The organism is Streptomyces sp. NPDC031100, assembly GCF_055570785.1.
Genome location: NZ_JBVIGN010000017.1, coordinates 95,130 through 112,559, shown reverse-complemented (window position 1 = coordinate 112,559; position 17,430 = coordinate 95,130). Strand labels below are relative to the sequence as shown.

At 72.3% G+C, this 17,430-nt stretch carries 16 protein-coding genes and 2 pseudogenes; 10 read left to right on the top strand and 8 right to left on the bottom strand.

What is annotated here, in order from left to right:
- Positions 1–93: 93 nt before the first annotated feature.
- Entirely contained in the window at positions 94–321 is a 228-nt protein-coding gene (locus ACZ5DS_RS36820; RefSeq protein WP_468247359.1) for a hypothetical protein, read from the top strand.
- A 7-nt stretch (positions 322–328) separates the two neighbouring features.
- On the opposite strand, the gene ACZ5DS_RS36815 is transcribed toward ACZ5DS_RS36820, so the two are convergent.
- Both ACZ5DS_RS36815 and thrS read right to left on the bottom strand, forming a co-directional pair.
- The gene (locus ACZ5DS_RS36815; protein ID WP_468247356.1) at positions 329–1,297 is read right to left on the bottom strand and encodes a nucleoside hydrolase; all 969 of its coding nucleotides are present in this window, start codon (positions 1,295–1,297) and stop codon (positions 329–331) included.
- A 115-nt stretch (positions 1,298–1,412) separates the two neighbouring features.
- Positions 1,413–2,639 (bottom strand): threonine--tRNA ligase, encoded by a 1,227-nt coding sequence (thrS, locus tag ACZ5DS_RS36810; protein ID WP_468247598.1) that lies wholly within the window; start codon positions 2,637–2,639, stop codon positions 1,413–1,415.
- A gap of 381 nt (positions 2,640–3,020) precedes the next feature.
- Here thrS and ACZ5DS_RS36805 point away from each other — a divergent pair, with 381 nt between their 5' ends.
- Positions 3,021–3,803 carry a hypothetical protein gene (locus tag ACZ5DS_RS36805; RefSeq protein ID WP_468247354.1) on the top strand — a complete coding sequence of 261 codons (783 nt, stop codon included), beginning with the start codon at positions 3,021–3,023 and terminating at the stop codon, positions 3,801–3,803.
- 17 nt (positions 3,804–3,820) lie between these two features.
- Here the strand turns inward: ACZ5DS_RS36805 and ACZ5DS_RS36800 are convergent.
- Positions 3,821–4,057, bottom strand: a pseudogene (locus tag ACZ5DS_RS36800) (transcriptional regulator); the annotation flags it as partial.
- 136 nt (positions 4,058–4,193) lie between these two features.
- Positions 4,194–4,850 (bottom strand): Uma2 family endonuclease, encoded by a 657-nt coding sequence (locus ACZ5DS_RS36795; RefSeq protein ID WP_468247352.1) that lies wholly within the window; start codon positions 4,848–4,850, stop codon positions 4,194–4,196.
- A gap of 270 nt (positions 4,851–5,120) precedes the next feature.
- On the opposite strand from ACZ5DS_RS36795, the gene ACZ5DS_RS36790 reads away from it, so the two are divergent.
- The 4 genes from ACZ5DS_RS36790 (at position 5,121) to ACZ5DS_RS36775 (ending at position 7,462) form a co-directional block, all read left to right on the top strand.
- Positions 5,121–5,534, top strand: coding sequence for a peptidoglycan-binding domain-containing protein (locus ACZ5DS_RS36790; RefSeq protein ID WP_468247349.1), 414 nt, complete (start codon positions 5,121–5,123; stop codon positions 5,532–5,534).
- A 17-nt stretch (positions 5,535–5,551) separates the two neighbouring features.
- On the top strand, positions 5,552–5,980 hold the full coding sequence (locus ACZ5DS_RS36785; RefSeq protein ID WP_468247347.1) for a peptidoglycan-binding domain-containing protein: 429 nt from the start codon (positions 5,552–5,554) through the stop codon (positions 5,978–5,980).
- Between the two features lie 33 nt (positions 5,981–6,013).
- On the top strand, positions 6,014–6,439 hold the full coding sequence (locus ACZ5DS_RS36780) for a peptidoglycan-binding domain-containing protein (RefSeq protein WP_468247345.1): 426 nt from the start codon (positions 6,014–6,016) through the stop codon (positions 6,437–6,439).
- A gap of 126 nt (positions 6,440–6,565) precedes the next feature.
- Positions 6,566–7,462 (top strand): helix-turn-helix domain-containing protein, encoded by an 897-nt coding sequence (locus ACZ5DS_RS36775; RefSeq protein ID WP_468247343.1) that lies wholly within the window; start codon positions 6,566–6,568, stop codon positions 7,460–7,462.
- On the opposite strand, the pseudogene ACZ5DS_RS36770 reads toward ACZ5DS_RS36775, so the two are convergent.
- A pseudogene (locus ACZ5DS_RS36770) lies at positions 7,436–7,534 on the bottom strand (DUF397 domain-containing protein); the annotation flags it as partial. The gene ACZ5DS_RS36775 and the pseudogene ACZ5DS_RS36770 overlap by 27 nt on opposite strands.
- 15 nt (positions 7,535–7,549) lie before the next feature.
- Positions 7,550–8,896, bottom strand: coding sequence for a helix-turn-helix domain-containing protein (locus ACZ5DS_RS36765; protein WP_468247596.1), 1,347 nt, complete (start codon positions 8,894–8,896; stop codon positions 7,550–7,552).
- Between the two features lie 496 nt (positions 8,897–9,392).
- Here ACZ5DS_RS36765 and ACZ5DS_RS36760 point away from each other — a divergent pair, with 496 nt between their 5' ends.
- The 3 genes from ACZ5DS_RS36760 to ACZ5DS_RS36750 all read left to right on the top strand — a co-directional run bounded on the left by ACZ5DS_RS36760 (position 9,393) and on the right by ACZ5DS_RS36750 (position 14,397).
- Entirely contained in the window at positions 9,393–10,988 is a 1,596-nt protein-coding gene (locus ACZ5DS_RS36760) for an LCP family protein (RefSeq protein ID WP_468247341.1), read from the top strand.
- 87 nt (positions 10,989–11,075) lie between these two features.
- On the top strand, positions 11,076–12,317 hold the full coding sequence (locus ACZ5DS_RS36755) for an amidohydrolase (protein WP_468247340.1): 1,242 nt from the start codon (positions 11,076–11,078) through the stop codon (positions 12,315–12,317).
- Between the two features lie 133 nt (positions 12,318–12,450).
- Entirely contained in the window at positions 12,451–14,397 is a 1,947-nt protein-coding gene (locus ACZ5DS_RS36750) for an Ig-like domain repeat protein (RefSeq protein ID WP_468247337.1), read from the top strand.
- A 3-nt stretch (positions 14,398–14,400) separates the two neighbouring features.
- Here ACZ5DS_RS36750 and ACZ5DS_RS36745 read toward each other — a convergent pair whose 3' ends face one another.
- Together ACZ5DS_RS36745 and ACZ5DS_RS36740 are read right to left on the bottom strand one after the other, a co-directional pair.
- Positions 14,401–15,456 carry a hypothetical protein gene (locus ACZ5DS_RS36745; protein ID WP_468247335.1) on the bottom strand — a complete coding sequence of 352 codons (1,056 nt, stop codon included), beginning with the start codon at positions 15,454–15,456 and terminating at the stop codon, positions 14,401–14,403.
- Between the two features lie 74 nt (positions 15,457–15,530).
- Positions 15,531–16,703: a PP2C family protein-serine/threonine phosphatase gene (locus ACZ5DS_RS36740; RefSeq protein ID WP_468247334.1), complete on the bottom strand. Its 1,173-nt coding sequence runs from the start codon at positions 16,701–16,703 to the stop codon at positions 15,531–15,533.
- A 126-nt stretch (positions 16,704–16,829) separates the two neighbouring features.
- On the opposite strand from ACZ5DS_RS36740, the gene ACZ5DS_RS36735 reads away from it, so the two are divergent.
- Positions 16,830–17,288, top strand: a complete 459-nt coding sequence (locus ACZ5DS_RS36735; RefSeq protein ID WP_468247331.1) for a hypothetical protein — start codon at positions 16,830–16,832, stop codon at positions 17,286–17,288.
- Positions 17,289–17,430: the final 142 nt, after the last annotated feature.

Genomic DNA, 17,430 nt, shown 5'->3' with positions numbered 1-17,430 from the left:
CCACAGTGCCCTGAAAGGGAAACTTCGGACGTCACGGAGAGGGTCGCTTCCTACGTGCAGGCAGCGCAGAAACGGACACGAGCGAATCCCCTCGTGCCCTTTGACGACAACGAGCCGGTCTTCAGGCGGAGCAGGCGGGGGACCGATCGCTACGAGTACGACGCGGAGAACCCCGTCGGCTGGCTCCTGATGGTGCTGAGCCTGGTCCTCGCCGGCGTGATGCTCCTCCTCATGCACGACCACGCGGGACCCTTAAGCCGGCGGTCGGCCCCGACTCCCGCGTCGTCGAGCCCGTCGCCCGGCCCCTCGGACCTGCCCTAGGGTGTCCCTAGGCCCGTGCCACGGTCTCCAGGTACAGCTTCACGTAGCGGTCCACGTCCACGTCCAGCGCCACGTCCACCAGCGCCTGTTCGCGCGCGCCCCCGTGGATCTCGGACTCGCCGGGGCGGGGGCGGCGGTCGACGATCGTCTGGCCGCGGGTCGGGCCCGGGGCCAGGGAGACCTCGACCGGGAGGTTGCGGGTGGTGATGCCGGCCGGGTCCGCGACCGCGCACACGGCACCGGCGTCCCCGAGGCCGCCGGCCGGGTCGTCGCCGTCGGGCTCGGGCGCGGACGGGCGGTGGGCGAGCAGCTCGCCGGCCAGCCGGGTGCCGGGTTCCCTGCTCGCCCGCAGCCGTCGTACGTCCGCGGCCGGGACGGCGACCCGGGTGAACACGTCGAGCCCGTACATGGTGATCGGCACTCCGGCGCCGAGCAGGATGGCCGCCGCCTCCGGGTCGTGCCAGACGTTGAACTCCGCGACCGGCGTGGCGTTCCCGGTGGCGACCGCGCCGCCCATGAACACGATCCGCTCGATGTTCCGGGTCACCTCCGGGTGGGTGCGCAGCAGCAGCGCGATGTTGGTGAGCGGTGCGGTCGGGATCAGGGTGACCGGGCGCTGGGAGCCCAGGATCTCGCGGTAGAGCAGGGTCACGGCGTCCACGGCGGCGCGGCCGCGTCGGGGCGCGGGCAGGCCGAGGTCGCCCATGCCGTCCACGCCGTGCACGTGCCTGGCCGAGCGGGCCGGCTCGATCAGCGGGCGCGCGGCGCCCCGCGCCACCGGGATGTCCTCCGGGGCGCCCGCCTGCTCCAGCACGGTCAGGGTGTTGTGGACCACCCCGTCGACATCGGTGTTCCCGGCCACACAGGTCACCGCCCGCAGGTCCAGGCCCGGGTGGCGTACGGCGAACAGCAGGGCCAGGGCGTCGTCGACGCCGGTGTCGCAGTCGATGATCACGGGGATGGGCTGACCGGTCACGTCGGACTCCTTCCGTCGTACCGACCCTAGGGCCTGTCCGGCGGATCAGGCCGGAGGAAAGTAACGGCGCCCGATCAGCGCGTCTCCGGCATGAGACGCCGGACAGGCCCTCGGATCAGGACCACAGCGCAGTGCCCTTTGCCGCCACCCGGTCGGCGATGCGGCGCAGCAGCTCCGGTACCGGGAGCGCGCCGGGGCGGCGGCCGTCCCGCAGGCGTACGGCCGCCAGGCCCGCCTCGGCCTCCCGTTCGCCGATCACCGCCTGGTACGGGACCAGACGGGCCGCGCGGACGCGGGCGCCGAGGGTGCCCTGCTCGGGCCCGGCGAGTTCGGCCCGCAGGCCCAGGGCCGAGGCCTCCCGGACCACCGCCGCCGCCCGCTCCACCTGCTCCTCGGCGACCGGCAGCACGACCAGCTGGACGGGGGCCAGCCAGGCCGGGAAGGCCCCGCCGTGCGCCTCGACGAGATGGGCCACGGCCCGCTCCACGCTGCCGATGATGCTGCGGTGCACCATCACCGGCCGGTGCTTGGCGCCGTCGGCGCCGATGTAGTGCAGGTCGAAGCGGGCGGGCTGGTGGAAGTCGATCTGCACGGTGGACAGGGTGGACTCGCGGCCGGCCGGGTCCGCGATCTGCACATCGATCTTGGGTCCGTAGAAGGCGGCCTCGCCCTCCGCCTCCTCGTAGGCCACGCCGGATTCGGCCAGCACCTCCTTCAACAGGGCGGTGGCCCGCTGCCACAGCTCCGGATCGGCGACGTACTTGCCGCCCTCGCCGGGCAGCGAGAGACGGTGGCGTACGGCCTCGATGCCGAGGTCGGCGTAGGCGCGGGCGATCAGCTCCAGGGCGGCGCGGGCCTCGTCCACCGCCTGCTCCAGGGTGCAGAAGATGTGGGCGTCGTTGAGCTGGATGGCGCGGACGCGGGTCAGGCCGCCGAGGACGCCGGAGAGTTCGGCGCGGTACATGGTGCCCAACTCGGCGATGCGCAGTGGAAGTTCGCGATAGCTGTGGGAGCGGGAGCGGAAGATCAGGGCGTGATGGGGGCACAGACTGGGCCGCAGGACGACCTCCTCCGCACCGAGCTTCATCGGCGGGTACATGTCCTCGCTGTAGTGGTCCCAGTGCCCGGAGATCTCGTACAGCTCGCGTTTGCCGAGCGCGGGCGAGTACACGTGCCGGTAGCCGGCCGCACGTTCCGCCTCCCGGATGTACTCCTCCAGGGTGTGCCGTACGACGGCCCCGTCCGGGAGCCAGTAGGGCAGGCCCGCGCCCATGAGTGGATCGGTGTCGAACAGGTCCAGCTCGCGGCCGAGGCGGCGGTGGTCGGCCGGCTTGTCGTTCATCGGGTCCTTCATCGGGGTCTCCTCGGTGAGGGAGGCGAACATCCCGGTGCACGACGAAGCCCCGGGGCGTTCGCCCCGGGGCTTCGGACTGCTCAGGTGTCAGCGCGCCGGGACGGTCTCCGGCGTCGTCGTGCTCTGCGGGAACTGCTGGGCGCGCTGCATGGGGCGACCGTACCAGCGGCACCCTCCGGGAGGCCACGGGTTTTTGCCGCCGCCTCGCCCGGACACTTTCCCGGCCCTCACCCGGACGCCTTCCCCACGCTCACCCGGACGGCCCGGAGCGCTGGTGGGCAGGTCCGGCCGGTGGTGCCGTGAGAGCAGGCACCCCCACCGGCCCACCCTCACCGGTCACCCGCACCGGCCCGCCCAGGAGGCACCCCGATGACCGCTGCGATACGCCCCCGCGTCCGCTCCCTCGCTGCTCTCGGCGTCGGCCTCCTCACCGTCACCGGCTGCGCGGCCCTCGGCCTGGAGCGTCCGCCGAACGCGCACCAGCCCCTGCCCACCATCGACTCGCCCTCCCCCACGGCGAAGGCGTCGGCCCGCAGCGACGGATCGACGCTCACCGACGACCAGGCCCGCGCCGCGCTCATCACGGAGTCCGACCTCGGCGCCCCCTGGTCCGCGACGCGCGGGGCGGCCACCTGGCGGGACGGCCTGCTGAAGGCGAGCACCACGGCCGGGGAGTGCCAGCGCCTGCTCGACGCCCTCTACGCCGACGAACTCCTCGGCGCCCCCGCCCGGGCCGCCGTCGGCCTCGACGACGGCGACACCGACGCCCAGCTCCGCTACCAGATCGGTGCCCGCCGCCCGGCGGACGTCGACTCCGCGCTGGCGTGGCTGCGGACGATGCCGGTCCAGTGCGCCGAGTTCACGGCCACCACCGAGAACGGCCTGGTCGAGGACGTCCAGATCACCGAGGCCCCGCTGCCGGAGGTCGGGGACCTGCGCCAGGGCCTGCGCCTCGCCTTCTCCACCACGACGTCCGACGGGGAGCAGGTCGTCCTGACGATGGACCTGGCCGCCGTCCGCGTCGGCGAGGACGCCTTCGCCCTCACCAACGCCGGCCTCGGCGACGTACCGAACGACGCGACACAGCTGGCCGTCCAACTCGGCGCACTGCGCCTGGCGGACGTACGGAAGCAGGGCCGGGCTCTGGTCTGAGGAGGCCTACGGCCGGGTCACAGCAGCACTGGGGGCAGGACTGCCCGTGATCCAGCAGTCTGCGATACGCAGCCTCGTTCCAGGGCCGCCTCCACCTGGCCGGTGCGGCGCAGCAGGTCGCCGAGGAGGCGGCAAAGGTCGGCCAGGTCACCGGCCGCGTCGGCCCGTTCCCGAAGGCTGAGCGCGCGGACGTAGTGCTCCTCGGCGGCCTCGGTGTCGCGGACGTCCTCGGCGATGATGCCGAGGAGCCGGTGGTGCGGCGGCTCTGACCATGGCAGCGAACGCGGGCCCGGCCCGGGCAGTGGAACCCCGGCCGACGGGACAGACACAGCAGGCGGCGCCCGCACACCGCGGTCAGGGCGGGGCGTTCCCTGCCTGACCGGACGCTGCTCAGAACTCCGCGGTGTCCAGCTCGAAGCCGAGAGGGGCGGGGAGGGGGACGGTGAGGCCGAGCTTGTGCTTCGGCCCCTTGGCGTAGTCGTCACCCGAGGGCTCGGAGTAGACGGTGACCTCGCCCGCCTCGCGGTCGATGAGGAGGTAGACGGGGATGCCGGCGCGGGCGTAGCCGTGGATCTTCTTGTCCCGGTCGCGGTCTGCGGTGCTGGTGGAGGTGACTTCGGCTACGAGGATGACACCCGTGGGCAGGTGCCACTCCTCCTTGTCGTCGAAACTGCCCTTCGGCGCGATCACCAGGTCGGGGACGACGTGACCGGTGTCGGATGCGCCGGGGACGTTCAGGCCGATGCCGGTGTAGTTGCGCAGGGAATCATCAGACGCCCGCCGGCCGACCTGGTGATTGACCTCCGACACGATCTCCTGGTGCTCCCCGTTGGCCGGTGGCGTCACGTAGATCTCCCCTTCGATCAGCTCCACGCGCCAGCCCGGGGGGGCCGCCGCACTAAGGCGCTCGAAGGCTGTCTCTACGCTCGAATCCGAGTAGTCGGGCACACCGCTGTCCGCGTCGCTGTCGCCGTCAGGGTCGTCGTACGGGCCATGAATGGCCTCGCCCTGGTACCCCGGCATGATGATCGGCTCCGCCGTCGCCATGACAGACCTCCTTCGCTCAGCGCGACCCTCCCAGCGTAGACGGGAAGCCCGCGCACAGAATCCGGAGCCGTTCATCCGAACGAGTGTGCTGCCACGTTCCACAGCTCTCATGTAGAACTAATGTTTGATTATGAGGCGTCCCAGGGATTCCGCGGGACGTCCCAGGGCCGCACAACAAGCGGGAACGCCCCACGGACGCCCTAGCGTCGTCGGCACGTCACCCCACACAGGTGCAGTGACGCACCGAACCCCGTGAACTGGAGCAGGCATTTGAGTCTCAGGGCCAAGCTCGCCAAGACAGGCACAGCGCTCGTCCTCGCCGGCGCCGCCGTCCTCGGCACCACGTCCACCGCATCCGCCAACCCCAACGCGCCCTACCTCGGCTACGGGCACGTCACCTCCGGCGCAGGCGTGTGGTGCGTCCAGCACGACATCAACTGGTACATCGCCCACGGCGGGTACCCCTCCGATCCCCCCTACGGCCAGATCGCCGAAGACGGCGTCTGGGGGCAGCAGACCGACGCCACCGTCCGCTGGTACCAGCGCCGCTACAACCTGGAAGACGACGGGGTCGTCGGCCCCGGGACCGGTCACTACCTGCTCAACTACACCGACGACTACTACAACGGCACCTACTACGGCGGCCACGGCTACTGCTGGAACTACATCCCCGGCGACTACTGAGCAGGAAGACCCGGCACGTGAGAATCAAACCCACCGCCGCCAAGGGCGCCGCCGTGCTGGCCCTGGTACTCGCCGCCGTGCTCGGCAGCACCTCCACCGCATCCGCCAACCCCAACGCGCCCTACCTCGGCTACGGGCACGTCACCTCCGGCGCGGGCGTGTGGTGCGTCCAGCACGACATCAACTACCTCGTCAACTCGCTCTACGCCCAGGGCACCATCACCACGCCGCCGCCCTACCGCACCCTCGACGAGGACAGCGCCTGGGGGCCGAGGACCGATGCCAACGTCCGCTGGTTCCAGAAGATGGTCGGCGTCGACCAGGACGGCGTCGTCGGCCCCGCCACCGGCTCCCGCCTGCTCACGTACGGCGACCAGTACTACAACGGCTCGTCGCTGTCCGGGCACGGCTACTGCTGGACCTACATCCCCGGCGACTACTACTAAACCCACCCGTCCACCGAACAGGAAGAACGGCTCATGAGCCTCAAGTCCAAGCTCGCCAAGGGTGCCATAGCCCTGGCCGTCACCGGCACGGCGCTCCTCGGCACCAGCACCGCCGCCGAGGCCAAGCCCGGCGCCCCGTACATCGGCTACAACCACGTCACCTCCGGCACACCGGTGTGGTGCGTGCAGCGCAGCCTCAACTACATCATCGACGGGCACAACTGGCCCTCCATGTACGGCAACCCGCCTTACGGCAAGCTGGACGAGGACGGCGCCTGGGGCAACAAGACCTATCAGACCGTCAAGTGGTTCCAGGCGTGGGCGGTCGGAGGCAACCCGGACGGCGTCGTCGGTCCGCAGACCGGCCAGCAGATCCTCGACAGGGGCGACCCGTACTACAACGGGTCTTCCTGGAACGGCTGGGGCTACTGCTACGACTACGTCCCCAGCGTCGTCTGAGGCTGCCCCCACGCACATCGTGGCCCCCGTCCCGCACCGGACAGGGGTCACGATCCAGTCATACACATGAGCGATAATCCTCCCGTTCTACGCACAGTTTGTGAGCCTTGCGCAACGGGGGACCAGGTGACCGAGGGTCAGGGGGTCGGCGACGAGCCGTCCGGCAGAGACATGCTCGCGGCCGAAATGCGGCGGCTGAAGGACGAGTCGCAGCTCAGCTACGGGCGACTCGCCGACAAGACGCACTACAGCCGGTCGTCATGGGAACGCTTCCTCAACGGCAAGCAACTGCCCACCGCCGTGGCCGTCGAGGAGTTCGCCGCCGCGGTGGCGGCGGACGCCGAGCCGCTGCTCGCTCTGCTGGAGACCGTGAAGTCGACGGATGCCGGGCACGGGGACAGCGCGCAGGGCACCGCGGAAAGCAGGCAGAACGACCCGGAGGCCATGGAGCCCGGCGAGCCTGCGCAGGGCGGGGCGGGCCGGGGCTGGAAGACGTACGCCGGTGGGGTCGGGCTCGTCGGTGCCGGGGCGCTCGCGGGCAGCCTGCTCACGGTGCTCGTGATCGGCACCACGGGGGTCGGTGAGCCGTCCGCCCCGTCGTCCGCGGCCGGCACCACGCCGGTGTCCCGGTTCAGCACGCAGGCCGAGTCGCCGTCCCCGGACCCGGATCCCGGCTGCTCCGAGGACACCTGCCTACGGCGCGACCCCCAGTCGATGGACTGCCAGTGGGACGCGACGACGGCCCGCCAGACATGGCTGCGCGGCATGCACATCGAGCTGCGCTACAGCCCGGCCTGCGGGGCGGTCTGGGGACGCATCGAGAACGGAACCGTGGGCGACTCGGTCACCATCAGGGACAAGTACGGCGACCAACTGTCGGCCACGATCCGCGTCGACCGCGACACGTACACCCGCATGCTCGCCGTCAGCCCCGACGCACCGCCCGGCACGGTGACCGTCTGCGGCGCGATCTCGAAGCAGCACGAGATCGAGTGCTCACCCGTGGGCTCGGTCCAGCCCTGACACTGCCGACACCGACAGGTCGGCGACTTCGGCACATGCGCCTCCGCTGCTGCCGCTGTACGAGGGCCTACGCCATACCGCCGGCCCTCAACCGAGAGGCGGCTGGGCCGGTGCCGGTCCCAGGGTGGTCGTGCCCGGGGCCGTGCGGTGGCCCAGGCCCGTGCGGTAGGCGTCCAGGGCCGCTTCCACACGGCCGGTGCGGCGCAGCAGGTCGCCGAGGAGGCGGCACAGGTCGGCCAGGTCACCGGCCGCGCCGGCCCGTTCCAGGAGGCTGAGCGCGCGGACGTAGTGCTCCTCGGCGGCCTCGGTGTCACGGGCGTCCTCGGCGATGATGCCGAGCAGGCGGTGGGCCGCGGCGGCGTGCACCGCGCCGCGCTCGGAGGAGAGGTCGCCGAGGACGCCGTTGAGCAGGTCGGCGGCCTCCGCTGACTTGCCGCGCCGGTGCAGGACGTCGGCGAGTTCCACGGCGGCCTGGCTGCGGTAGAGGGCGGCCCGGGTCTGGCCGAGCATGGTGAGGGCCTGGCGCAGTTCGGCTTCGGCGCGGTCCAGGTCGCCGTTCTGCGCGCAGACGTAGCCGCGCATCCAGTGGCAGTTGGCGAGTTCGGTGCGCAGCTGGAGCTGGCGGTACAGCTCGGCCGCCTTGGCGAGGGAGGCGTCCGCCTCGGCGACCCGGCCCTCGGCGAGCAGGGTGCGGGCGACCGAGCGGTGCATACGGGCGATGAGTGCCGGGTCGGCGGCCTGGGGGGCCAGGGCGAGGGCGAACTCGGCTGCCTGGGCGGCGCGGGCGTGGGCGCCCATGTCCATGTAGGGGCCGATCGCGCTGGCGTACAGGAGCAGCAGGGCGTCGGGGTCGTGCAGGCCGCTGCGGTTGAGTTCGTCGAGGGCGGTTTCGAGGAGGTAGACGGCGTAGCGGAGTTCGCCGGCGAGGTAGTGGGAGACCGCCCGGCCGCGGACGGCCGGGACGCGGGCGGGCAGGGATTCGCCGGCGAGGCACTGCTCGGCTCGTTCGAAGCGGCCCCGGGCCTGCGCCAGCTCGCCCGTCTCCAGGGCGCATTCGCCGAGGCCGAGCAGGGCCGTGGCCTGCTCGCAGGCGAGCGCGTGGGTCTCGGCCTCCGCGAGCAGCGCGGCGTACTGGACCGCGGCCTCCTCGGCCTTGCCGTCGGCGAGGGTGCGCTGGGCCTCGGTGAGCCGCAGCCTGAGGTCGGTGGCGAGGCGGGCGGGGCGGCCGACGGCCAGCTCCTCGAAGGCGACGCCGAGACGCTCCGCGATGTGCCTCAGTGCCTCGTCGGAGGCGCGCACCCGGCCCGCCTCCAGGGTGGAGATGTAGGCGGGGGTGTAGGCGGGCTCCGCCAGCTGGCGCTGGGTCAGTCCGCGCGCGGCGCGCAGTTGCTGCACCCGTCGGCCGATGACCTCCGGATCGTCCCGTTCCCGCATCTCCTGCCCCCAACTCCCCTGGTACCCCTTGCCGTTCGCCTCGCGCAACCCCTAGGTTAAACGGCGAATTAAGCATGCTTAACAGGCCGCTGTTGTTGCGAGGTCGCCGTGCACGGACGTACATCCGCACCTTACGGACGCCCCACCGCACTTCCCCTCTCCCGGCTCCGCCCGAGCGGGGGAACCCCCGCCGCGAGGGGCCTGGCCGCGGCCGTGCTGGCCGTCGCGGCCCTGGTCACGGCGGCGAACGCGGGCCCGGCCCGGGTGGCGGACGCCCCGCCCGGGCCGGCGGCCGTGCAGCAGTCCCAGCCCTGAGGCACGTCGACTCAACCGCCAAGGACACATGGGGAGTTCGTCAACCCCCAAGAAGGTTGTACGCGAGTGGCATATCTCACCATTCGCCCCTGCATGACCGGCCGCGCCGCTAATGTGTGCGCTCCGGTGCAGCCGCCGACGAGGCCATGGGCGCCCCGTCAGGGCGGGAAAGGCAGGGGGAATGACGCTGGAAGCGCAGGCTCGGCCGACGGACCGGGGGCGGCACGGCGGGGGCGGCCGCAGGCGTGGTGGCAGCCGAGCGGGTGGGCCTCCGAAGGGCCCGGACACCGAAGCGCCGCGCCCCAAGCGCCGGATACTGCGCTGGACGGCGCTCACACTGGCGGTCGTCATACTCGGCACCGCGGGCGCGGGATACCTCTACTACGAGCACCTCAACGCCAACATCAAGCAGGCCAGGCTGAACCTCGGCGACTCCGCCGTACCGGAGGCGACCCCGAACGCCGACGGCCAGACACCGCTGAACATCCTGCTGATCGGCTCGGACAGCCGGAACACCGCGGAAGACCTGAAGCTCGGCGGGTCCAAGGGCGACGTGGGCCGCCCGCCGCTCGCGGACGTGCAGATGCTGCTGCACGTCTCGGCCGACCGCAGCAACATGTCCGTGGTCAGCCTCCCGCGGGACACGATGATCCCGATCCCCAAGTGCACCGCCCCGGACGAGAACAAGGTGTACGGCGCTCTCCCGCTGGCCATGGCGAACGAGTCGCTGGGCCGTGGCGGCCCGGGCTGCACCGTCGCCACCTGGGAGAAGCTCACCGACATCCACATCGACCACTTCATGATGGTCGACTTCTCCGGCGTGGTCGACATGGCGGACGCCATCGGCGGCGTCCCGGTCTGCGTCCGGCAGAACGTCTGGTCGCGCCACGGGTCGGGCCTGAAGCTGCGCAAGGGCACCACCTCGGTCAAGGGCGAGCAGGCCCTGCAGTGGCTGCGCACCCGCTACGGCTTCGAGGACGGCACCGACCTCGGCCGCACCCACGCCCAGCACATGTACATGAACTCGATGGTCCGTCAGCTGCGCAAGAACGCGCGGCTGGGCAACCCCACCGAGGTACGCAAGCTCGCGGAGGCCGCGACGAAGGCGCTCACGGTCGACGACGGCCTCGGCACGGTCAAGAAGCTGTACGACCTGTCCGGGGAGCTGCAGAAGGTCCCGACCGGGCGCATCACGATGACGACGCTGCCCACCGTGCAGTGGGCGCAGAACCACAACCGGCTGGTGCCCGCCGCCGAGGACGCCGACCAGCTCCTGACGATGGTCCGCGACGACACCCCGCTGGACGGCCGCGCCGCCCGGCACCAGACCGAGCACCGGACCGAGCAGACGTCGAAGGACCCCGCGGCCCCCGACGCCTCCCTCGCCGTGCAGGTCCGCAACGGCACCGGCACCGACGGTCAGGCCCCGACGCCCCAACGGGCCCGCGCCGTCGCCCAGCTCCTCCAGGGCAAGGGGTTCACACAGGCCGCGGCGGACACCACGGCGGCGGCCGCGGCGAAGACCCGGCTCCTGTATCCCAGCGCCGACCTGGAGGGCGACGCCCAGGCGGTGGCCAAGGCGCTCGGCGTCCCGCTCGGCCAGGTGCGCAGGTCGACGGCGGTCTCGGGGGTCACCCTGGTCGTCGGCGCCGACTGGCGCACCGGCGACACCTACCCGAAGCCCAAGACCCCGACCGAGGCACCCGCGTCGGCGGCCGTACTGAGCGGCGACAAGAACGACGCGTGCATGGCCGTGCAGAAGGGCTTCACCTGGTAGGCCACGGCCGTACTCCCCCGTGTCCCGCCGAAGGCCCAGGTCCTGTCTCCCTCGAAGACCGGGGAGACAGGGCCTAGGCTTGCGCCCGTGACCTCTGCCGCAGCGCGCACCGCCCTGGACCTCACCGCCGGGCTCCCGGCGGCGGACCTGGAGGACTTCTACCGCGACCTGCACCGCCACCCCGAGCTGTCCCTGCACGAGCACCGCACCGCGGGCAGACTTGCCGGCCGGCTCAAGGAGGCCGGGTTCGAGACCGCCGAGGGGATCGGCGGCACCGGGGTCGCGGGGGTGCTGCGGCGCGGCGACGGGCCGACGGTGCTGCTGCGCGCCGACATGGACGCGCTGCCGGTGCAGGAGGAGACCGGGCTGCCGTACGCCTCCCGGACGGACGGGGTGATGCACGCCTGCGGGCACGACCTGCACGTCACCTGGCTCGCGGGTGCGGCCGAGGCGCTGGCCGCCGGACGGGAGACCTGGCACGGCACCCTGCTGGTCGTGGGCCAGCCCGCCGAGGAGAGCGGGCAGGGCGCGTCCCGGATGGTCGCGGACGGTCTGTACGAGCGCTTCGGGCGCCCGGACGTGCTGCTCGGGCAGCACGCGGTCCCGGGCATCGCGGGCCTGTACGCGCACGCGCCGGGCCTGATCATGTCGGCGTCGACGGACGTGGACATCGTGGTGCACGGCCGGGGCGGCCACGGTTCGCGCCCGGAGTCGACCGTGGACCCCGTGGTGACCGCCGCCTACCTGGTCACCCGGCTCCAGACGGTGGTCTCCCGGGAGCTGGCCGCGCGCGAGGCCGCGGTGCTGACCGTGGGCCGTATCGAGGCGGGCGCCCGGCACAACATCATCCCGTCCGAGGCGCGCATCGCGCTGAACCTGCGCACCCAGTCCGCCCAGGTGCGCGAGCGGATGCTGAGCGCGATCCGCCGCATCGCCGAGGGGGAGTGCCTGGCCGCCGGCTGCCCGCGCGAGCCCCGGATCACCGTCGGCGACAGCTTCCCGGCGACGGTCAACGACGCCGGCACCGACGCCGCGGTGGCCGCCGTGCACCGCGAGGTCTTCGGCGCGGACGCGGTGTTCGACCCGGGCCCGGCGATGGGCAGCGAGGACTTCCCTCAGCTGGCGCTCGGCTCGATCCCGTACTCCTACTGGTTCGTGACGACCACTCCGGCCGAGGTGTGGGAGAAGGCGCCCGGCGCGGGCTTCGAGGAGAAGTTCGCGGCCGTGCCGAGCAACCACAGCCCGCACTTCGCGCCCGACCTGTCCACCGTCGTCCCGGGTGTCCGGACGCTGGTGTCGGGGGCGCTCGCCTTTTTGTCAGTGGCATGACCTAGAGTTCGCGGCTTAGCCTTCACCGTATTCACCCGTCCGCCACACGCGGCCCACAGGGAACGCACACAACGGCCGTGCCGCGTGGCGCCCTTGTCTTCATTCGTTCCGGGGGGTTCGAATCAGCGTGCGTATGCGCACCCTTGCTACCGCCGCCACCCTGGCGGCTCTCTTCAGCTCGGCGGCCCTCACCGCCACTCCGGCGTTCGCCGACACCACCACCGCCCTGCCCGTCAAGTCGGTCGGTGACGTCGTGGTGGACGGCGAGCACCAGCGGGTCTTCGTCAGCGACCCGGACAACGGCAAGATCGTCGTCACCGACTACGCCGGCACGGTCATCACTCAGCTGACCTCGATGATCGGGGTCACGGACCTCGAACTGTCGGCAGATTCCGACACCGTCTACGCGGCCGTTCCCCACGGCGCCCAGATCGTCGCCATCGCCACGGCCTCCGCGACCGAGGTCAAGCGCTTCGAGACGGCGTTCAGCCCCAAGTACGTGGCCGAGGCGAACGGCAAGCTGTGGTTCGGCTACACGCCCGGCGCGAACCAGGGCCGCATCGGCTGGATCGACCTGTCCGCCCCGGGGCAGCCGGTGAACCTCGGCAGCCCCGACGACACCCTGACCGGCGCCCCGATGGTGGACGCCGCCGGGGGCACCCTGGTCGCGGCGGAGCCGGGCCGGACGCCGCAGCACCTGGCCGTGTACGACGTCTCCTCGGGCACACCGAAGCGCACCGCGCTGCGTGACGCGGACGGCGGCGGCATGAAGGAACTCGCCCTCACACCCGACGGCAAGGACGTCGTGCTGGCGAGCCCGGGCCCCACCCACCACACCGTCTACCGGACCTCCGACCTGGCACCGGACGGGGATTACCCCTCCGACGCCTACGCCAACGCGGTGGACATCGCCCCGGACGGCTCGGTCGCGGCGGGCATCGACGGCCCGTACGAGCCGGACATCTACGTCTTCAAACCGGGGGCGCACACCTCGGTACGGGAGTACGACTTCCGGACCACCGACCGGCTCGCCGACGCCGCCCTCGCCTGGGCGCCGGACGCCTCCCGCCTGTTCGCGGTGTCGTACAACAGCGACGGCGCCTACTCCCTGCGCGTCCTCAACGGCCCCACCAAGGCGGTCACCACCGTCACCGTGGACGCCCCCTCGTCCGCGGCCCGGGCCAAGAAGCTCACCGTCAAGGGCAAGGCCACCTCGAAGGTCGCCCTGCCGGCCGGGGTGAAACTGACCGTCACCCGCACCGACCTGGACTCCCCGCACGGCAAGTCCCTGCCCTCGGTGACGACGAAGGCCGACGGCACCTACTCCTTCACCGACACCCCGCCGGCCGGCGGCAAGGTGACGTACAAGGTGTCCTACGCGGGCGACGCCGACCACGCGGCGGGCTCCGGCACCGACACCGTGAACGTCTCCCGCGCCAGGCCGACGCTGTCGATCAACAACAACGGCAAGGTCTACCCCTACGGCAAGGACGTGAAGTTCACGGCCCACCTGGGGACGACGTACAAGAACCGCACGGTGGAGATCTGGGCCGACCCCTCCGGCTCCGACCAGCCGAACAGGCGGGTGAAGTCCGGCAGGGTCGACTCCCACGGCAACCTGCCGGTCACCCTCGACCTGAAGCGGGACACCACGGTCCGCGCGAAGTTCGCGGGCGACGCCCGCTGGCAGCCCCGCTCGGTGTCCAGCTGGGTCGGCGCCCAGGCGAGCATCTCCACGTCGGTCAGCGGCCACTACAAGGCGAAGAGCGGGTGGGGTCACACCTACTACTTCTTCCACAAGACCAAGAACCCGCTGATCACGACGGAGATGTCGTACTACCGGGGCCGGCAGCAGAAGTTCGAGTTCGAGGTGTACTACCAGGGCAGGTGGTACCCCGGCGACCCCTCGTACTTCCCGCTGGGCCGCGACGGCGTGTCCAGGGTGCAGATCACCGGCGACCACGGCCGGGACGTCGGCTGGCGGTTCCGGGTCCGCTCGTCGTACATCGACGGCTCCTCCGGTGACACGGTGAACTCCACGACGCACGGCGCCTGGAAGTACTTCACGTTCACCAGGTGAGACCTACTGGGCCTGGAGCTGCCGCAGGTGCCGCTGGACGTTCTCCAGCGCGCCCTGCCGGCGGCCCGGCACCCGTAGCCTCAACTCCGCGAGCGCGGGCCCGAGTTCACGGGCCCGCGCCGCGTCCGTGATGCGGCCCCACTGGTGGTGGGCCCGGTCCACGGCCGCCTCCACGGCGGGCGCGTCCGGCGCCTCGCCCGCGGCCAGCCGCACCCCGGCCACCCCCAGCCAGGCCCGGCAGCTGCGCGCCGCGTCCCCCGCGAACATCGCGAGATCGGCCCGCACTTCGGCCCAGTGCAGCGCCTCGTCGGAGGCGGGGCCGTAGGCCCGCACGGCGGCCTGCTCATGCCGGGCCGCGAGGGCATCGGCGTCGAGGTGGCGCCCGGCCTGGACGGCGGCGCTGATGGCGGCGTGCGGGTCACCACCTGGCCGGGTCCGGGCCGTCAGCACGATGTTCGTCGGTGCCTCGTCGGCGATCCGGGCCAACGCCTGGTGGTGCACCTGCTCGGGCGGCGGCCGGTGTCCGCTGCGCAACAGCGTCGCCACCGCCTTCATGTACGACGGCTCGGCCGGCCCCCGCCGGCCGGAGGGGGGTGCGATACGACCGTAGACCGCGCTGGTGCGGCCCGAGTCGAGCGGCCGCTGGGCGAGGTGCTGCCAGGTCTCGGGGTCCGTGTGCAGGTCGACGAACAGGGCCGTGCTCCCCGCGGAGCGCAGCCGCAGCTCGTCCCGGATCCAGTGCCAGGGCAGGGCCGTGTAGCGGACGGTGGCCGGGGTGGTGCGGGCCAGGGCCAGGTGGGGCAGGTGCTGGCGGCGGTCCAGGTGCAGTTGCCCGGTGATGTACACGGTGAGCGGTCCGGGCGCGGCCGCGGCGGCGCGCAGCCGGGTGAGGACGGCCTGCGGCTCCAGCGGGTCGGCGAGTTCGACCACGTTCGCGGTGTCGGTGCCGGACAGCACGGCAGGGGCGACCGCGGCCAGCACGGGCAGCACACCGGCCGCGTCCACCAGCCGCCCCCTGCCCACCGGCGAGGCCGCGAGCAGCAGCACGGTTCCGGGCATCGTCCCTCCCCCTGTGGAGCCTGTAGATCTCCCTGCTGTCAGCACCGTAACCGCTGCTGCTGCAAAGCCGTGCCTCAGGACTGCAAACGTCCCCGTACGGGCACTTCGCCCACCCGCCGCACGGCGAAGACCGTGGTGTCGTCGTCCAGGTGGCCACCGCTGTGCCGGAGCACGCTGTCGCGGACCAGGCTGACCAGGCGCCGGGGTTCCGCGCGGTGCCGGTCGGCGGCGACCGCGCAGGCCACCTCCTGGGCCAGCGGATAGAACTCCCCGAGCCCGTTCCGGGCCTCTGTCACCCCGTCGGTGACGAGCAGCAGGGTCTCCTCGGCCGCCAGCGGCACCCGGCGCACCGGCGGGAGGCCGCCACCGAGGTCGGCGAGGCCGAGCGGGAGGCCTTCGCCGCCGGGCAGGGCCCATACGCCGTGCGGGCCGACGGCGAGCGGGGGTTCGTGGCCGAAGTTGACGACCTCCACGGTGTCCTGGGCCTCTTCGGGGAAGCCGATGAGAACGGCGGTGGCGAAGCGTTCCCGGCCGTCGCGGCCGAGCACAGCGGTGTGGCTGCGGTGCCGGATCATCCGTGTCTCCAGCCGCTCGGCGACGGTGGCCAGATCCGCCTCGTGGTAGCCGGCCTCCCGGAAGGTGCCGAGCAGCGCGGCGGCGGTCTCCACCGCGCCCAGGCCCTTTCCCTGCACGTCGCCGACGAGGATGCGGGTGCCGTGCGGGCCGGGCTGGATGTCGTAGAAGTCGCCGCCGACCCGGGCTTCGGTGTCGGCGGCGAGGTAGACGGCAGCGTGCTCCAGGCCCGCCCAGACCCGGGGCAGTGGGCGCAGCACGGTGCGCCGCGTGGTCTCGGCGATGTCCTGCATGTGCAGCATCCGCCGTTCGCCGCGCAGCCGTACCCCGCAGGCCAGGGTGGCGAGGACGCCGCCGAGGGCGACGAGGATGAAGTCGGGCAGCCCGGCCTGGTACTGCCGGGGCCAGGCGCTGTCCACGGCGACGTACGTGACCACCGACAGCACGGCGTACGCGGCGGTCGTCCACAGCCCGCAGAGCGCGGCGGCCGTGCCGGGCACGAGGACGGCCCAGGAGACGACCCGGAACTGCTCGCTGGTCGCGAAGTCGAGCACCACGATCGCGATGAGCAGCAGCAACGGCGGTGCCCAGGCGACATTGTGCCCACGGATCCGCAGCCGGCCCCGCCGCAGGGCCTCGTCCTCGTGCGCGCCGACCAGGCCCAGGCCCTCCATGCCCCTCAGACAAGCACGGGAGCACACCGCCCGCATCCGGGCACTTGTCACTCTCCCGGCCGACTTGCCAGGGCGTGGCCCCAGGTGTGCTCTGGAAGGCGGAAGCAAGGAGAGAGGAGCGCTCTCATGGCTCATGCGGCACCCGCGGCCGGCGGAACGTCCCGGCCCGCCCGTCCGGCCCTGACCGGCGGCCCGCCCGACATCTTCGACGCGCGCACCCACCGCATCGGCAGGGTGGCCGTACCGGTCCTGCTGGGGCTGGTCTACGGCTACTGGGCCGCGGCCAACCGCCGCTCCGGCGGTCCCATCACCGGCTGGAACCTGCTGTTCGGGTTCGTCACGGCGCTCGTGTTCGCGGTGGTGCTCATCGGTCTGCTGACGGTGGCCCCGCGGCTGCGGCGGGAGGTGCACGCCATGGCCTGGACGACGTTCACGGGAGTTGCGTTCGGGTTCCTGTACAGCCAGAGCGGCGCCTCGATCCTGCGCTCCGTGGGCATGGCGCTGGCGGTCGCCGCGGTCACCTTCGCGGTGTTCTTCTACCGCTTCTACACGCACGAGGACGCGGAGGGGCATCGCGTCCGCTGAGCGTCCGCCGAGCACGGCACGTGCGTGGGGGGGGGGGGGGGGGGAGGGGGGGGGAAGGGAGAGCCCCCATTTTTCTCTTCCTATCTGGCCGGGGAACAGAGTGTGGGTTCGCCGTCTCCTCCGGGGGGGGAGGGGCCGGTTT